Below are 14,169 nucleotides of genomic sequence, written 5' to 3'. Positions count from 1 at the left end.
CTTCGTGCATTACGATTTCGACCTGCCCCGCGACGCCCGCAGCCTGCCGCACAACCCGCTGAAGGCCATCGTCGCGCCCCGGCCCATCGGCTGGATCAGCGCCATGGACAAGCAGGGCCGCCTGAACCTCGCGCCGTACTCGTTCTTCAATGCGGTGGGCGATGCCATGGTGGCCTTCTCCTCGACGGGGCGGAAGGACGCCCTGACCTTCGCGGAGGAGGGGGGCGAGTTCGTGTGCAGCCTCGCCACCTGGGACCTGCGCGACGGGATGAACGATTCCTCCGCGCCGCTGCCGCGCGGGGAGAGCGAGTTCGCCTTCGCGAAGCTGGAGACGGCGCCCTCGCAGAAGGTCCGCCCGCCGCGCGTGGCCGCCTCGCCCGCCGCCCTCGAATGCCGCTGGCTTCAGACCGTGCCGCTGGTGCCCCTCGACGGCGGCGAGGCCGAGAACTTCCTCGTGATCGGGCAGGTGGTCTCGATCTATGTCGAGGACCGCTTCGTCACGGACGGCATGGTCGATACCGGCGCGATGCATCCGATCATGCGCGGAGGCTATTTCGACTATTTCCACGCCACGGCCGAGACCCGCTTCACCATGCGGCGACCGAAGGGGGCGGCGGAGTTCACCGAGCGTTAGGGCTTCCGGCCCCGTTAAGTCCCCGTCATCCTTGAGGCTTTGTTTACCATAGCGGGAGCAGGGTCGGCCGGTCCCACCAGACTGGCCGACGCCGGATGTTCCTGTTCACCACCACGGCCAGCCCCCCGGAGATCCCGACGCCCCCGGCCCTCGTGCGCCGGGCGCCGGCCCCGGTCGTGCAGGCGATCCGCGACGGGGCGAGCGCCACGGGGGTCGGGTTCGACTACCTCCTCGCCACCGCCCGCCGCGAATCGGCCCTCGACCCCTCGGCCAAGGCGCCGACCTCCTCGGCCACGGGGCTGTTCCAGTTCATCGAGCAGACCTGGCTCGGGACGATGAAGAACGCCGGCCCGCAGCTCGGCTTGCAGGCCGAGGCGGATGCCATCTCCCGCCAATCCGACGGCACCTACGCCGTCGCCGACCCCAATCAGAAGCAGGCGATCCTCGACCTGCGGCGCGACCCGAAGGTCGCCGCGGTGCTGGCCGGCGCGCTGACCCAGAAGAACGCGCAGGCGCTCCAGGCCGCCATGGGCCGTGAGCCGACGCCGGGGGATCTCTACGCCGCCCACGTGCTCGGGGCGAAGGGTGCGGCGAGCCTCATCGCCACCGCCCAGACCTTCCCGGAGCGGGCCGCCGCCCTCGACCTGCCCGAGGCCGCCGCCGCCAACCGCGCCCTGTTCTACGACCGCACCGGCCGCCCGCGCACGGCCGCCGAGCTCTATGCCAGCCTGTCGGCCGCCGCTCAGGGCGCCGCGCAGGGGACCAACCCCGTCGTGGTGGTGTCCCGCCCGGAGGGGGGTGAGGTGCCCGCCTCCGCCACCGCCTACGCCATGACGGCGACCGCCTTCGGCGGCGGATCGGACCTGCGCAGCCTGTTCCAGACCGACCGCCGCGTCACCGCCACCGACGCCGCCGCCAAGCTCTGGCAGGGGCGCAGTTCCGGCACCGCCACGGCGCGGCCGGCGCCCTCCTACTTCCCGCGCTCCGACGACGGGCCGAATTCCGCCCCGGCGGCGCGGCTCGCCTCGGCCGATCCCGAGGATGTCCCGGTGACGACGGGCGCCCTGCCGGACATGGCGGTGCCGCCCGGCCCGGCCCTCGTCCATGCGCCCCTGCCGCCCCGCCGCCCGGCGGAGTTCGGCGCGGCGCCCCTTCCGAATTCCCTGTTCGCGCCCCGGAGAGGCCCATGATCAAGAAGTCCATGATCATCCGCCAATTCCTGGCGCTGACCCTGAACGCCCCGGCCGACCGCCGGGCGCAGGGCGGGGCGGCGCTGGCGCGGGCCTATCTCTACGGCGACCTCGACGCCGACGCCCGCTGGGAAGCCAAGACGGCGCTGCTCAGCCTCCTCGACGACCCGGCCCCCTCGGTGCGCCGGGCGCTCGCGGAGGTCTGCGCCGATTCCGCCCGCAGCCCGCGCCCCATCGTGGTCGCCCTGTCCTGCGACGCCTTCGCCGTGGCCGAGCCGATCCTCTCGCGCTCCCCCGTCCTCACCGAGGCCGACCTCGTGGAGGCGGCGGCGCTCGGCGACGAGGAGGCGCGGGCCGCCATCGCCCGGCGCCATCACCTCACCCCCGCCGTCTCGGGGGCGCTGGCCGAGATCGCCGACCTGCCGACCCTCGTGGCGCTCGCCGGCAACCCGACCGCGCGCATCACCGGGGGGCGGCTCCTGCGGATGATCGAGCGCTTCGGCCACGAGGCCGATCTGCGCGAGGCGCTGCTCGCCCGCCACGACCTGCCGCCGGAGGTGCGCCACGCCGTGGCCGTCGCCCTGGCCCGCAGCCTGTCGGCCTTCGCCACCGAGCGCGGCTGGCTCGGCGCGGCGCGCTGCGAGCGCATGAACCGCGAGGTCGCGGAGCGGTCGGCCCTCGACCTCAGCGCCGGGGCCGGCGCGGCGGCGACCTCCCGCCTCGTGAGCTACCTGCGCGCGAGCCACCAGCTCAATGCCGGGCTGATCCTGCGGGCGATCCTGTCCGGCCGGATCGAGTTCGCCCAGACCGCCTTCGCCGACCTGTCGGGCCTCGACCATGCAAGCGTCGCCCGCGCCATGCGCGATCCCCGCGCCGTCGCGGACCTGCACGAGAAGGCGGGCCTGCCCGCGCCGCTCCTGCCGGCGATGCACGCGGTGCTCGCGGCGTGGCGGGAGACCGCCCCCACATCGGCGGGCGGCGCGAAAGGCGCGGGCCTGTCGCGTCGGATGATCGAGCACGCCATCGCGGCCTGCGAGGGCTGGGAGAGCCCGGAGATCCGCAGCGTCGTCACCCTGCTCACCCGCTTCGAGGCCGAGGCCGCCCGCGACGAGGCGCGCGAGACGACCCGCGCCATCCTCGCCCAGGCGACGGCCCGCGAGGCCGCCGAGCGCCGCCGGATCGCCGCCGACGCCGCGTGGCGCGAGGCATTGGAGGCCCATCGCCGCGCCGAATCCGGCACCGAGGCCCCGGCCGTGGAGCCGCCCGCCGCCGGGGAGGGCCGCACCGACCCGGTCGGCGCGATCCTCGACTCGCTGCCGGAGCAGATCCTGGAGTGGTTCCGCAGCGGGCGGGACCGGACCACGGTCGAAGCCGTGCCGGAAACGGTGCTCTCCGACCTCGATGCCGCGCTCATCGCGGAGTTCCGCGCGAGCCGCATCGCCCCGGTCAAGGATGGCATCGCCATCGCGGCGTGAGCGTCCGAGCCCAATCCGGCTTCCTCCCACCACCATCCTCATCCTGAGGTGCGGCTTCAGCCGCCTCGAAGGAGGGCACCTTGGAGCCTAACCGGACAGGCGAAGACCACCCTCGTCTTTGCGAGCGCAGCGAAGCAATCCAGGGATCCGCCACCGTCTTGAGACGGCCCGCTGCCCTGGATTGCTTCGCTGCGCTCGCAAAGACGGGGCGGGAGGGAGGGGCCGCTCAGGCTTCTCGGCCAGACACGCTGGACGAGGTTGGGGATGCGAAACGCGCGCGGTCATTATGACCGGGCGCTTCTGTTCGTCCCGCTCACGCCGCGCGGACGGTGTTGAGGAAGCGCGCGACCTCGGCCGTCAGGTGCTCGGACTGGCGGGACAATTCGCCCGAGGCCGACAGGACCTGCTGCGCCGCCGCGCCGGTATCCTCGGAGGCGCGGGCCACGCCCACGATGTTGCTCGTCACCTCCGACGTGCCCGTCGAGGCCTGGGCGACGTTGCGCACGATCTCCTGCGTCGCCGCGCCCTGCTGCTCCACCGCCGCCGCGATCGACGTCGCCACGCTGTTGATCTCGCGGATCCGGCCCGTGATCGCGCCGATCGCCGAGACCGCCTGGTCCGTCACGCCCTGGATCTCGCCGATCTGGCTGCCGATCTCGTCGGTGGCCTTGGCGGTCTGGTTGGCCAACTCCTTCACCTCCGCCGCGACCACGGCGAAGCCGCGGCCCGCCTCGCCCGCGCGGGCAGCCTCGATGGTGGCGTTCAGCGCGAGCAGGTTGGTCTGGCTCGCGATGTTCGAGATCAGCCCGACCATGTCGCCGATCCGCGCCGAGGTCTGGCGCAGGGCCTGGACCAGGGCTGCGGTCTGGTCGGCCTCGCCCACGGCGGCCTGGGCCAGCGTGGCCGAGCCCTGCACCTGCCGGCCGATCTCCTGCACCGAGGTGCCGAGTTCCTCCGCCGCCGCCGCGACGGTGCCGACGTTCGAGGCGGCTTCCTCGGCGGCCGTCGCGACGGTGGTCGACTGCGCGGCGGTTTCGGCGGCAGCGGAACTCATCTGCTGGGCGGTGGCCTGCAACTCGGTGGCCGAGGACGAGACCATCCCGACGATGCCGCCGACGGCGGCCTCGAACCCGTCCGCCAGCTCGATCATGGTGCGCTTGCGCTCGGCGGCGGCGGCTTCGTCGGCGAGACGCTTCATCTCGGCCTCTTCCAACGCCTTGCGGGCGACCATGGCCTTGATGCCCTCGACCGCCTTGCCGACGGCGCCGATCTCGTCGCCGCGCTTGGCCTCGGCGATTTGCGCGTCGATCTCGCCCTGCGCCATGCGCTGCAGCACCGTGACGAGGCTGCCGAGGGGGCGGGTGATGCCGTAGACGGAGACGAGGACCGCGACGAGGAACCCGGCCAGGATCCCGAGGCCGCTGAAGGCCATCAGGCTGTGGCGGGTGGCGTTCGTCTGGTTGGTGAGGTCGGACGAACCCTGGCGTACATACGCACTGAGGTCGTCGCCGAGCTTGTTGCCCTCCTCGACCATCGCGCTGAAGGTCGGGTCGATCTTGCGGTGGACGACCTCGATGGCCTCGGCATTGTGGTTGGCCATGCCGAGATCGCGGACCTCGCCGACGTCCTGCAAAAAGCGCTCGACGCGGGCATTCTGGGCATCGATGCGGGCGCCGAAGGTCGGCGCCTTCGACCGCAGTTCGGCCATCGTCTCCTTCATCGGGCGCAGGGCGGACTCGAAGCCACGGCCGGCGGCCTGCATCTGGCCGTCCTCGGTCTCGGCGATCACCCGGTAGACCCAGTAGTTCAGTTCGAAGATCATCCGGTTGGCGCGCCGCGCCACGGCGGCGGCCTCCGCTTCCTGCTCGACGAACGTGCTATAGGCGTCGTCGATCTGGGCCATGCGCCCCTGCGCGTACCAGATGCAGCCACCGACGATCACGGCGATCATCCCGATCACGCCCGTGAGCTTGGTCAAAACCTTCAAATCGGCCAGCCGAAGCATTTTCAGTCTCCAATTTCCTTCCGCGACGGTGAGCGGTAAAAATTAAAGACAAGATGATCCGGTGTTCAGAACAGAGTTCGCGATGATCAGAATCGTTTCATTCGCACAATCGCTCACGGGTTGTTGATGAATTGCCGATGACCGATGCGGTTGTGGTATCCACAATCTAAAGTTGTATTCGGCTATTCCGCCGCGCGCCGCTCCGGCTCGGCGGCCCCGTCGCCGGGCAGTCCGAACTTGGCGATGGACGCATCGAGCCGCAGGGCGGCGTTGATGAGCGCCATGTGGGAGAAGCCCTGCGGAGTATTGCCCCGCTGCTCGCCGGTGGCGGGGTCGATCTCCTCCGCGAACAGGCCGACATCGTTGCCGCGCGCGACCAGCCGCTCGAAGGCGGCCTTGGCCTCGCCGGTCCGCCCGTCGAGGGCGAGGCAGCCGACCCGCCAGAAGGCGCAGGCGGTGAAGGCGCCCTCGTCGCCCTCGAACCCGTCCTCCATCCGGTAGCGGTAGATCAGGTCGCCGACGCCGAGTTCCCGCTCGACCGCCGCGAGGGTGGAGCGCAGGCGCGGGTCGGAGGGGTCGATGGCCCCGAACAGGGCGACGCGCAGAACCGCCGCGTCGAGATGGTGCGAGCCGTAGGCGCCCGTGAACGCGCCCTGCTCCTCGCTCCAGCCCTTCTCGAGATACTCGGCGCGGATCTCGGCGGCGACCCGCTCCCATTCGGCGATTCTGTCTTCCGGCACGCCCCGGATGTGGCGGCCGATGCGGGCGGCGTCGGTCAGCGCCACCCAGAGCATCGCCTTGGTGTGGAGTTGCTGGCGCGGCCCGGTGCGCAATTCCCAGATGCCGTTGTCGGCATCGTGCCGATGGCGGATCGCCCGCGCGGTGAGGTTGTCGAGCACCTTCGGCAGGCGGTCGTGGACCTTCTCCGGCGGGTCGTAATCCACCGCTTCGAGGAAGACGCAGAGGGCGCGCAGCAACTCGCCGTAGATGTCGTGCTGGTCCTGATCCTCGGCGGCGTTGCCGATGAGCACCGGCCCGATGCCGTTCCAGCCGGAGAGATGGGTCAGCGCCTCCTCCGGCGGGATCGTGTCGCAGACCCCGTACATGAGCCTCGTGTCCCGGCCGTAGGTGGGGTCGCGCTCGCGCAGGAAGCGCAGGAATTCGGAGGCCTCGCGGACATAGCCGAGCATCACGAAGGCCGTCACCGTGAAGGCGGCGTCGCGCATCCAGGTGAACCGGTAGTCGAAGTTGCGGTTGCCGGGCACCGCCTCGGGCAGGCCGGCGGTCGCCGCCGCGACGATGCCGCCGGAGGGCGAATAGGTGAGGAGCTTCAGGCACAGCGCCGAACGCAGCACCGTGTCCCGGTAGGGGCCGCGATAGGTGCAGCGGGCGCTCCAGCGGTGCCAATATTCCTCCGTGACCGCGATCCGCCGTTCCGCCCCGGCGAAATCCTCGATGCCGGCGCCCTCGTCGTCCTCGCCATGGGTGAGGACGAGGTAGGCGGTCTCGCCCGCCTTCAGGCGGAACGTCACGACGGCGGTTTCGTCCGCGATGCGCGGGGCCGGCGAGGCGTTGACCCGCAGGCGCCAATCCCCCGCCTCGAACAGCACCGAGCCCCGGTCCTCCATCGGCTCGCAGGCCCGGCGGGCGTAATCGAAGGTCGGGCGCACGGTGAAGCGGCCCTCGATCGTGCCCTCCTCGCAGGTGAGGAGGCGGATCAGCCGGCTCTCGCCCTCGCCGTCCGGGCCTTCGTCCGGCTCGGGGGCGGGCGGGCTCACGGGCATCGCGTCGGTGAGGAGGGCGCGGCCGGTGCGCGTCTCGAAGGTCGTCTCGAGGATGTTGGTCTCGGGCCGGTAGCGGCGATCGGTCCGGTCGAGCCCGTCGAGCGCGATGGCGCAGGAGCCGCCCTTCTCGTCGTCGAGGAGCTTCAGGAACAGGGCGGGGGAATCGTGGCGCGGCCAGCACAGCCAGTCGACCGAGCCGTCACGGGCGATCAGCGCACAGGAATGGGTATCGCCGACGAGGGCGTAATCGCTGATGGGCTTGGACACTGGAATTCCGGCTGGGCCGCCGCACGGGCAGCGGATGACATCCCCCGCTGCTCAGGTAGCCGGCAGCGGGGTGGTGAGGAGTCCGGCTCGACGATTCGCCGCATGGACTCAGGGGCGCGGCAGCATCCGGTCGCTGACGATCCGGCGCTGGATCTCGCTGGTGCCTTCGAAGATCGTGGTGAGGCGGGCATCGCGCCAGTAGCGCTCCACCCGGCGCTCGGTGGTGTAGCCGTTGCCGCCGTGCAACTGCATCGCTTGGTTCGTCACCTTCACCGCCATCTCGGTGCAGGTGAGCTTCACCATCGCGGATTCCGATTCGGCCGGCTCGCCCTCATCGAGGAGGTGGGCCACCTGCTGCCAGAAGGCGCGGGCTTGCGTCACCTCGGCGGCCATGTCGGCAAGGGCGAAGCGCAGCGCCTGGAAGTCGCCGATCGGGTGGCCGAACTGCTCGCGCTCCTGCAGGTAGAGCTGGCAATCCTCCACCGCCGCCCGCGCCACGCCCACCGCCCGCGCGGCGGTGTGGACCCGGGCGATGTTGAGGCCCCGCTGCACGGCGGCGAACCCGCCGGAATCGGCATCCGCCCCCTGGTCGCCGTAGAGGCCGGTGAGGCGGTCGCTCTCCGGCACCCGCACGCCGTCGAGATCGAGCTCGAAGGTCTCGAAGCCGTGATAGCCGATCTTGTCGATCACCCGGCCGGTCATGTTCTCAGGGAAGGTGCCGGGCTCCTTCACCACGAGGAAGGGCTCCAGCCCCGCCGAGCGCGATTCGCCGGGCGCCGGCTCGCGGGTGCGGGCCAGGACCTCGATGAAATGCGCCCCCTTGGCGAAGCCCGCCCAGCGCTTGCGGCCGGTGAGCACCCAGGTGTCGCCCTCGCGTACGGCCTTGGTCGTCACGCCCGCGAGGTCCGAGCCGGCATTGGGCTCGGACAGGGAGATCGAGCCGATCCACTCGCCCCGCGCCGAGCGGCGCATCAGGTCGGCGCGGCGGTCGGGGTCGAGGGTCTGGGTGCCGAGCCCCTGGCCGCGCGCCAGGATCGAGCCGACCGACAGCCACGACCGGGCCAATTCCTCGGAGACGAGGCAATACTCGAACACCCCGAGCCCCAGCCCGCCATGCTCCTTGGGGATGGTGATGCCGAACCAGCCCCTGTCGGCCATGGCCGCGATCAGCGAGCGCGGCATCTCGGCCTTCTGGCGGTCGAGTTCGTCGGCCATCGGCAGCACGGTGTCGCGGGCGAAGGCGCGGGCCTCGGCCTGGAGCGCGGCGCGGGCCTGCGTCCGCCACGGAGAGGCCAGTTCCGGCGGGCGCGGTTCGATGCGTGCGGTCCCTGTCATGGACGGTCCCCGATTGATCTCGCGGGGTCGGAAACACCGGTTTACAAAATGGTTCCCTGCGCGATCTTCGAATATCGGCGCGGGCGGTCCATAATCGGGGGATGACGCTCGCCGATCCACTCCTAGAATCCCGCGCGATGACCGCTCCCGCCACGCCCCACATCCTTGTGGTGGAAGACGACCGCGAGATCTCCGCCCTCGTGGCGCGCTACCTGCGCGGCAACGACTGCCGCGTGACGCTGGCCGGCGACGGCCGCGAAATGGACCGGGCGCTCGCCGAGGCGCGGATCGACCTCATCGTCCTCGACCTGATGCTGCCGGGCGAGGACGGGTTCAGCCTGTGCCGCCGCCTGCGCGAGACCTCGCAGGTCCCGATCCTGATGCTCACCGCCAAGTCGGAGGAGGTCGACCGCATCCTCGGCCTCGAACTCGGGGCGGACGATTACCTCGCCAAGCCGTTCAACCCGCGCGAGTTGCTGGCCCGCATCCGCGCGATCCTGCGCCGGGTCTCGGCCGAGGCGCCGGAGCAGGACGAGCGCAAGCGCCTGCACTTCGCCGGCTGGACGCTCGACGTCTCCCTGCGCCAGCTCCTCAGCCCCGAGGGCGCGCGGGTGGCGATCACCGGCGCCGAGTTCGACCTTCTCCACGCCCTCTGCCTGCGGCCAGGGCGTGTGCTCTCCCGCGACCAGCTCCTCGACCTGACGCAGGGGCGGGCGGCGGGTCCGTTCGAGCGCAGCATCGACGTGCTGGTCTCGCGCATCCGCCAGAAGATCGAGGTGGATACGCGCAACCCGGAATACATCCGCACCATCCGCTCCGGCGGCTACCTGTTCACGCCGGAGGTCACGCGGTCATGACCCTCGGGAGCCTTCGCGCCAGCCTGCGCCCACGCAGCATCGCGGGGCAGATCGCGCTTCTCGTGGTGGCCGGCATCGCGGTGGCGCACGTGGTCGCCACGGCCTCGTTCTTCCTGCTGCACGAGCCGCAGAACCCGGATGCGCTGCCCGGCGTCGCGGCGGCGCGGGTCGGCGTGCTGGCCCGCCTCCTCGACGTGGCCGAGCCCTCCGCCCGGCCCGCGCTGATCGCGGCGGGGGCACGCTCCCTGCCGCTCGTCGATGTCGAGCCCTGGGACGGGGTGGCGCCGCAGGGGGCCAGGCCCGCGCCGGATCGGGCCGTGATCCGCCGCCTGCGCGCCGCCGCCGGGCGCCCGGTGACGGTGACGAGCCTGAAGCCGTCCGAGGACAGCGATTACCTGCATGTCGGCATCGCCACCGGCAACGGCGCGATGTTCCGCGCGACGCTCGCCGACGACCCCCTGCGCCCGCCGCGGCAGGGTGCATTGATCTTCACCGTCGTGTTCCTGGCGCTGACGCTGGCCCTGCTCTGCGTCTGGGCCACGCGGGCGCTTACGGCGCCGCTCGCCCGGCTCGCCAGCGCGGCGGAAGGCTTCGGCGCGCGCGACGATTACGTCGCCCTGCCGCAGGCCGGGCCGCAGGAGGTTCTGGCGGTCTCGAGCGCGCTCGACCGGATGCGCTCCCGCGTGCGCCGCCTCATCGACGACCGCACGCAGATGCTGGCCGCCATCAGCCACGACCTGCGCACGCCGATCACCCGGCTGCGCCTGCGGGCCGAATTCATCGAGGACGAGGGGGCGCGGGCCGCGACCCTGCGCGACCTCGACCAGATGAACGGCCTCGTGGAGGCGGCCCTGTCCTTCGTCCGCGACGGGCAGCAGCGGGATGCGGGGAGCCACAGCCTCGTGGACCTCGCCTCGGTGGTGCAGACGGTCTGCGACGGCTTCGCCGATATCGGCGCCCCGGTGAGCGTGGACAAGAGCCGCCACGTCCTCGTGCGCGGCCAGCCCGACGAGTTGCAGCGGGCGATCACCAACCTCGTGGACAACGCCGTGAAGTACGGCGGTCAGGCGCGCCTCGCCATGGAGGGGTCTCCGCGCGGGGTCAGGGTCTGCGTGATCGATCCGGGGCCGGGCATCCCCGATGCCGAGCGGGAGACGATGCTCCAGCCCTTCGTGCGCGGCGACCGGGCGCGCAACCTCAACGCGGCGAGCGGCTTCGGCCTCGGCCTGTCCATCGTCCAGGCCATCGTGGAGGCCCATGACGGGCGCCTGATCCTGGAGAACCGTCCCGAGGGCGGCCTCTGCGCGGCCATCGAGCTGCCGCTGGCCGCCCGCGAATTCGCGGGCAAGACACTTCATGAAGCGGAACGACGGCCCGCCGAGGCGGCATAGCACAGCTATTTCCAAGTGATAGTGAGCGCATTGCAGAGGCTTAAAAAGCGTGCGGCGGCACTTTTCGATAATATAAAATTGATAAAATCATTTTGCGCCTCATCGCATTTTTGAACGGATTATATTTTAATGCTTCATGATGCTGAATATAAATTGTATATTGCTATTCTTCAGGCTGTTCCGGCAGTAGTGCTGGGGTTGGTTGCTTCTTGGATTGCGTATCAACAATGGAGGGCGGCGATTAGAAAGTTGCAAATAGATTTATTTGATCGTAGATACGATTTATATGAAAATGCAAGAATTGCTTTAGCTCCAGTACTGCGAGAAGGCCGAGCCGAAGCCGAGAACATCATTAAATTTAAGATTAGTTATGATAAAGCAAGATTTTTATTTGGTAAGGAGGTTGTGACGGAATTCGACGAGATTACTAAAGCAATAGCTCAGCTGAGCGTTCATACTGCCATGATGAAGGACGGCCCACCCTATGATCCAAAACATATCGAGGGGAGACGGAAGCATTTAATAAGAGTTTCCGAGTTTCATACTATAATGCCGATATTGTTCGAGCCGTATATGAAGATTGATCAAAGGTCGGTATCGATTTTTGAGAGATTAAAAATTAATAAATTGCTGAAAGAAGAGCGAATTCGAGCTGATTTAAATCGCCAATCTGAGTAATTGAATTTTTCATCGTCGAAACTTCTTTTTGGCTTGCGGTCATTCCTCTACTTAGTTTTGTTGTCCCCTCTCTACGCCGGTGCGGATTGTAGCGTTCTCCGATCCCTACCCCAAACCCACCCTCGTCCTCCCGGAGAGCCTGAGCGGCCCCTCCCTCCCGCCCTGTCCTTGCGAGCGTAAGCGAAGCAATCCAGGGCAGCGGGACGTCTCACGACGTTGGCGGAACCCTGGATTGCTTCGCTGCGCTCGCAAGGACGGGGGCGGTATTCGTCTCTCGGCCGAGACATTCGGGATGAGGTGGAGGGTGGGTGCGGGCGGAGGGGCGATCCGCCCCTCCAGCCATGGCCCTCAGGCCGCCCGGACGTTCTGCAGGAACTGCGCGACCTCGGCCCGCAGACGCTCGGATTGGGCGGAGAGCTGCCCCGTCACGGCGGCCACCGATGCCGCGGCCCGGCCGGCCTCGTCGGCGACGCGGGCGACCTCGGCGATGTCCGAGGTCATGGCGCTGGTGCCCTGCGACGCCTGGCCCATGCTGCGCACGATCTCCTGCGTCGTCGCCCCCTGCTGCTCCACCGCGACGGCGATGCCGGTGGTGGTGCGGTTCATGGCCTCGATCTGCGCGGCGATGGAGTGAATCGCCTCCGAGGCGCCGCCGCTGGCGGTCTGGATCGAGGCGATCTGCTGGCCGATCTCGTCCGTGGCACGCGAGGTCTGGGCAGCGAGTTCCTTCACCTCGTTCGCCACGACGGCGAAGCCGCGGCCCGCTTCGCCCGCGCGGGCGGCCTCGATGGTCGCGTTCAGCGCCAGCAGGTTGGTCTGGCCGGCGATGGCCGAGACGATCCGCACCACGTCGCCGATGCGGGTGGCGGCGGCGGAGAGGTCCGCCACCGTCTGCCCGGCGCGCTGCGCTTCGTGCACCGCCGCGTCCGACATGCCGGCCGCCTGCTCCACCTGACGGCTGATCTCGGCCACCGTGGCGCCGAGTTCCTCCGCCGCCGCCGCGACCGTGGTGACGCTGCCGGCGGTCTGGTGGGCGGCGCTGGCGACGTTGGCCGAGCGGCTCGACGTCTCCCCGACCGCGTGGCGCATGGTGCCCGACGTGCCCTCCAGGCTCGACACCGCGCCCGTCACCTCGCCGACGATGCCGACCACCGATTGCTCGAAGCGGTCCGCGAGGTCCGTCAGCATCGCCCGGCGGGCCTGCTCTTCCCGAAGGCGCGCGGCCTCGGTGGTCTTGAGTTGCTGCGCGGCCTCCTCCAGCGTCATGTCGCGAATGGTCACGACGGCGCGGGCGATGTCGCCGATCTCGTCGGCCCGGCGGCTGCCCGGCACCTCGGCCAGATCCTCGCGGGCGGCGAGCGCCTTCAGGGCGCGGGTGAGGGCGCCCAGCGGGCGCACGATGGAGCGGGCGAGCCACAGCCCGAGCGCGGCCGTCGCCGCGAGCACGATCAGGCCGATCATCACCAGGGTGCGCGAGAGCGCCTGCGCGTCCTCGATGGCCTCGGCCTGCGACTGCTCGGCGATCACGGTCCAGGGCGCGCCCAGGACCGAGACCGTCGCGGCGGCCCCCATATGCGGCCCGTCGGCGGATTCATAGGTGAAGCCCTCGCGGCCGGTGAGGCCGGCGGTCTTGATGCCGAGACCGGTCACGGGCGAGCCGGCCTTCGCCTGCGTGCTCAGGGGCGGGTTGCTGCGCAAGGCTCCGTCCGGCCCGGCGGCCAGCACCTGCCCGGTCTCGCCGAGGCCGGTGCGCTTGGCGAGCACCTGATCGAACAGGGCCGGCGTCACGCGCATGACGACGAAGCCGATGCGCTCCACCGCCTGCGAGGTGCCCATTGCGACGTTGGCGCGCTTCGCCATCGCCCGGCCGACGAAGGCCGAGGTGCCGCCGCCGACGGGGTAGGGCGCGAAATCCTCGTACAGGACCGCGCTCGGCTCGGCGGCCTTCAGGCGCTCCACGAGGCGGGCGAGGCCCGTCTCCTTCAAGGGGCCGTCCGCGACGGTGCCCGAAAAATCCTCGCCCTTGGTCGTCGTGTAGACGATGCGGCCGGCCTCATCGAGGAACATCAGATCGGCATAGCCCGGCTGGGCCACGAGCTTGCGCGCCACCTCCTGCACCTTGCCGTGGCGGCGCCCATACATGCCCGTGGCCGGGCCGCCATCGAGGGCGATGCGCTCGGCCACGGTCTTCGGGGCGCGGAACGCGTCCACGATCGCGGCCGTATCGGGCTTGGTGGGGTCCAGGGTCTCGATCAGGTCGGGGAAGTTCGACACCACCTGCGGATGCGCCGCCACCGCGACGAAATCCGCCTGCATCCGGTCGGCGGTGAGTTCGATGCTATCCCGCCGGGCCGACGCGGCGAGGTGAAGCCGCTCGCCCGCCGCCTTCAGCAGGCTCGTCCGTGCCGAGTACCAGCTCATGCCCCCCATGGTCGCGGCACTCATCAGCGCGAGCCCGATCGTCATCGCTGGAAGGCGCGCACTCAGCCGGGAGGACAGAATCATGACAGAAACCTGCAAGCGACAACTGTCCGCGACGCTATATGCTCGGTC

Annotated in this window: 10 protein-coding genes; 6 read left to right on the top strand and 4 right to left on the bottom strand. The window is 70.0% G+C overall.

The genetic code is table 11. From position 1 onward, the window contains the following. The first annotated feature begins 4 nt into the window (after positions 1-4). From ACS5Q7_RS12080 to ACS5Q7_RS12070, 3 genes are all read left to right on the top strand, one after another. On the top strand, positions 5-634 hold the full coding sequence (locus ACS5Q7_RS12080) for a flavin reductase family protein (RefSeq protein WP_478339553.1): 630 nt from the start codon (positions 5-7) through the stop codon (positions 632-634). A 95-nt stretch (positions 635-729) separates the two neighbouring features. Further along, a complete protein-coding gene (locus ACS5Q7_RS12075) occupies positions 730-1,824 on the top strand; it encodes a lytic transglycosylase domain-containing protein (protein ID WP_478339552.1) in 1,095 nt (364 codons plus the stop codon). Next, entirely contained in the window at positions 1,821-3,299 is a 1,479-nt protein-coding gene (locus ACS5Q7_RS12070) for a DUF2336 domain-containing protein (RefSeq protein ID WP_478339551.1), read from the top strand. The genes ACS5Q7_RS12075 and ACS5Q7_RS12070 overlap by 4 nt, the downstream gene beginning before the upstream one ends. 313 nt (positions 3,300-3,612) lie before the next feature. Here ACS5Q7_RS12070 and ACS5Q7_RS12065 read toward each other — a convergent pair whose 3' ends face one another. The 3 genes from ACS5Q7_RS12065 to ACS5Q7_RS12055 form a co-directional block, all read right to left on the bottom strand. Further along, entirely contained in the window at positions 3,613-5,304 is a 1,692-nt protein-coding gene (locus ACS5Q7_RS12065; RefSeq protein WP_478339550.1) for a methyl-accepting chemotaxis protein, read from the bottom strand. 182 nt (positions 5,305-5,486) lie between these two features. Continuing rightward, positions 5,487-7,355, bottom strand: coding sequence for a glycoside hydrolase family 15 protein (locus ACS5Q7_RS12060; protein WP_478339549.1), 1,869 nt, complete (start codon positions 7,353-7,355; stop codon positions 5,487-5,489). Positions 7,356-7,463: 108 nt separating this feature from the next. Then, positions 7,464-8,690, bottom strand: coding sequence for an acyl-CoA dehydrogenase family protein (locus ACS5Q7_RS12055; protein ID WP_478339548.1), 1,227 nt, complete (start codon positions 8,688-8,690; stop codon positions 7,464-7,466). Between the two features lie 137 nt (positions 8,691-8,827). Between ACS5Q7_RS12055 and ACS5Q7_RS12050 the strand changes: the two genes are divergently transcribed. From ACS5Q7_RS12050 to ACS5Q7_RS12040, 3 genes are all read left to right on the top strand, one after another. Next, entirely contained in the window at positions 8,828-9,547 is a 720-nt protein-coding gene (locus tag ACS5Q7_RS12050; RefSeq protein ID WP_478339547.1) for a response regulator, read from the top strand. After that, complete coding sequence (locus ACS5Q7_RS12045) at positions 9,544-10,938, top strand: ATP-binding protein (protein ID WP_478339546.1); 1,395 nt, start codon at positions 9,544-9,546, stop codon at positions 10,936-10,938. Before ACS5Q7_RS12050 ends, ACS5Q7_RS12045 begins: the two co-directional genes overlap by 4 nt. Positions 10,939-11,067: 129 nt before the next feature. Beyond that, a complete protein-coding gene (locus tag ACS5Q7_RS12040; protein WP_478339545.1) occupies positions 11,068-11,616 on the top strand; it encodes a hypothetical protein in 549 nt (182 codons plus the stop codon). Between the two features lie 348 nt (positions 11,617-11,964). Here the strand turns inward: ACS5Q7_RS12040 and ACS5Q7_RS12035 are convergent, their stop codons facing one another. Continuing rightward, positions 11,965-14,121 carry a methyl-accepting chemotaxis protein gene (locus ACS5Q7_RS12035; protein ID WP_478339544.1) on the bottom strand — a complete coding sequence of 719 codons (2,157 nt, stop codon included), beginning with the start codon at positions 14,119-14,121 and terminating at the stop codon, positions 11,965-11,967. Positions 14,122-14,169: the final 48 nt, after the last annotated feature.

It is taken from the genome of Methylobacterium sp. Gmos3 (genome assembly GCF_056430985.1).
The sequence above is the reverse complement of the archived record's forward strand: the minus strand, read 5'-3'. Positions and strand labels throughout refer to the sequence as shown.

Coding starts and splice junctions, on each gene's coding strand:
- ACS5Q7_RS12075 (WP_478339552.1), top strand. CDS start 730: ATGTTCCTGTTCACCACCACGGCCAGCCCCCCGGAGATCCCGACGCCC.
- ACS5Q7_RS12070 (WP_478339551.1), top strand. CDS start 1,821: ATGATCAAGAAGTCCATGATCATCCGCCAATTCCTGGCGCTGACCCTG.
- ACS5Q7_RS12065 (WP_478339550.1), bottom strand. CDS start 5,304: ATGCTTCGGCTGGCCGATTTGAAGGTTTTGACCAAGCTCACGGGCGTG.
- ACS5Q7_RS12055 (WP_478339548.1), bottom strand. CDS start 8,690: ATGACAGGGACCGCACGCATCGAACCGCGCCCGCCGGAACTGGCCTCT.
- ACS5Q7_RS12050 (WP_478339547.1), top strand. CDS start 8,828: ATGACCGCTCCCGCCACGCCCCACATCCTTGTGGTGGAAGACGACCGC.
- ACS5Q7_RS12045 (WP_478339546.1), top strand. CDS start 9,544: ATGACCCTCGGGAGCCTTCGCGCCAGCCTGCGCCCACGCAGCATCGCG.
- ACS5Q7_RS12040 (WP_478339545.1), top strand. CDS start 11,068: ATGCTTCATGATGCTGAATATAAATTGTATATTGCTATTCTTCAGGCT.
- ACS5Q7_RS12035 (WP_478339544.1), bottom strand. CDS start 14,121: ATGATTCTGTCCTCCCGGCTGAGTGCGCGCCTTCCAGCGATGACGATC.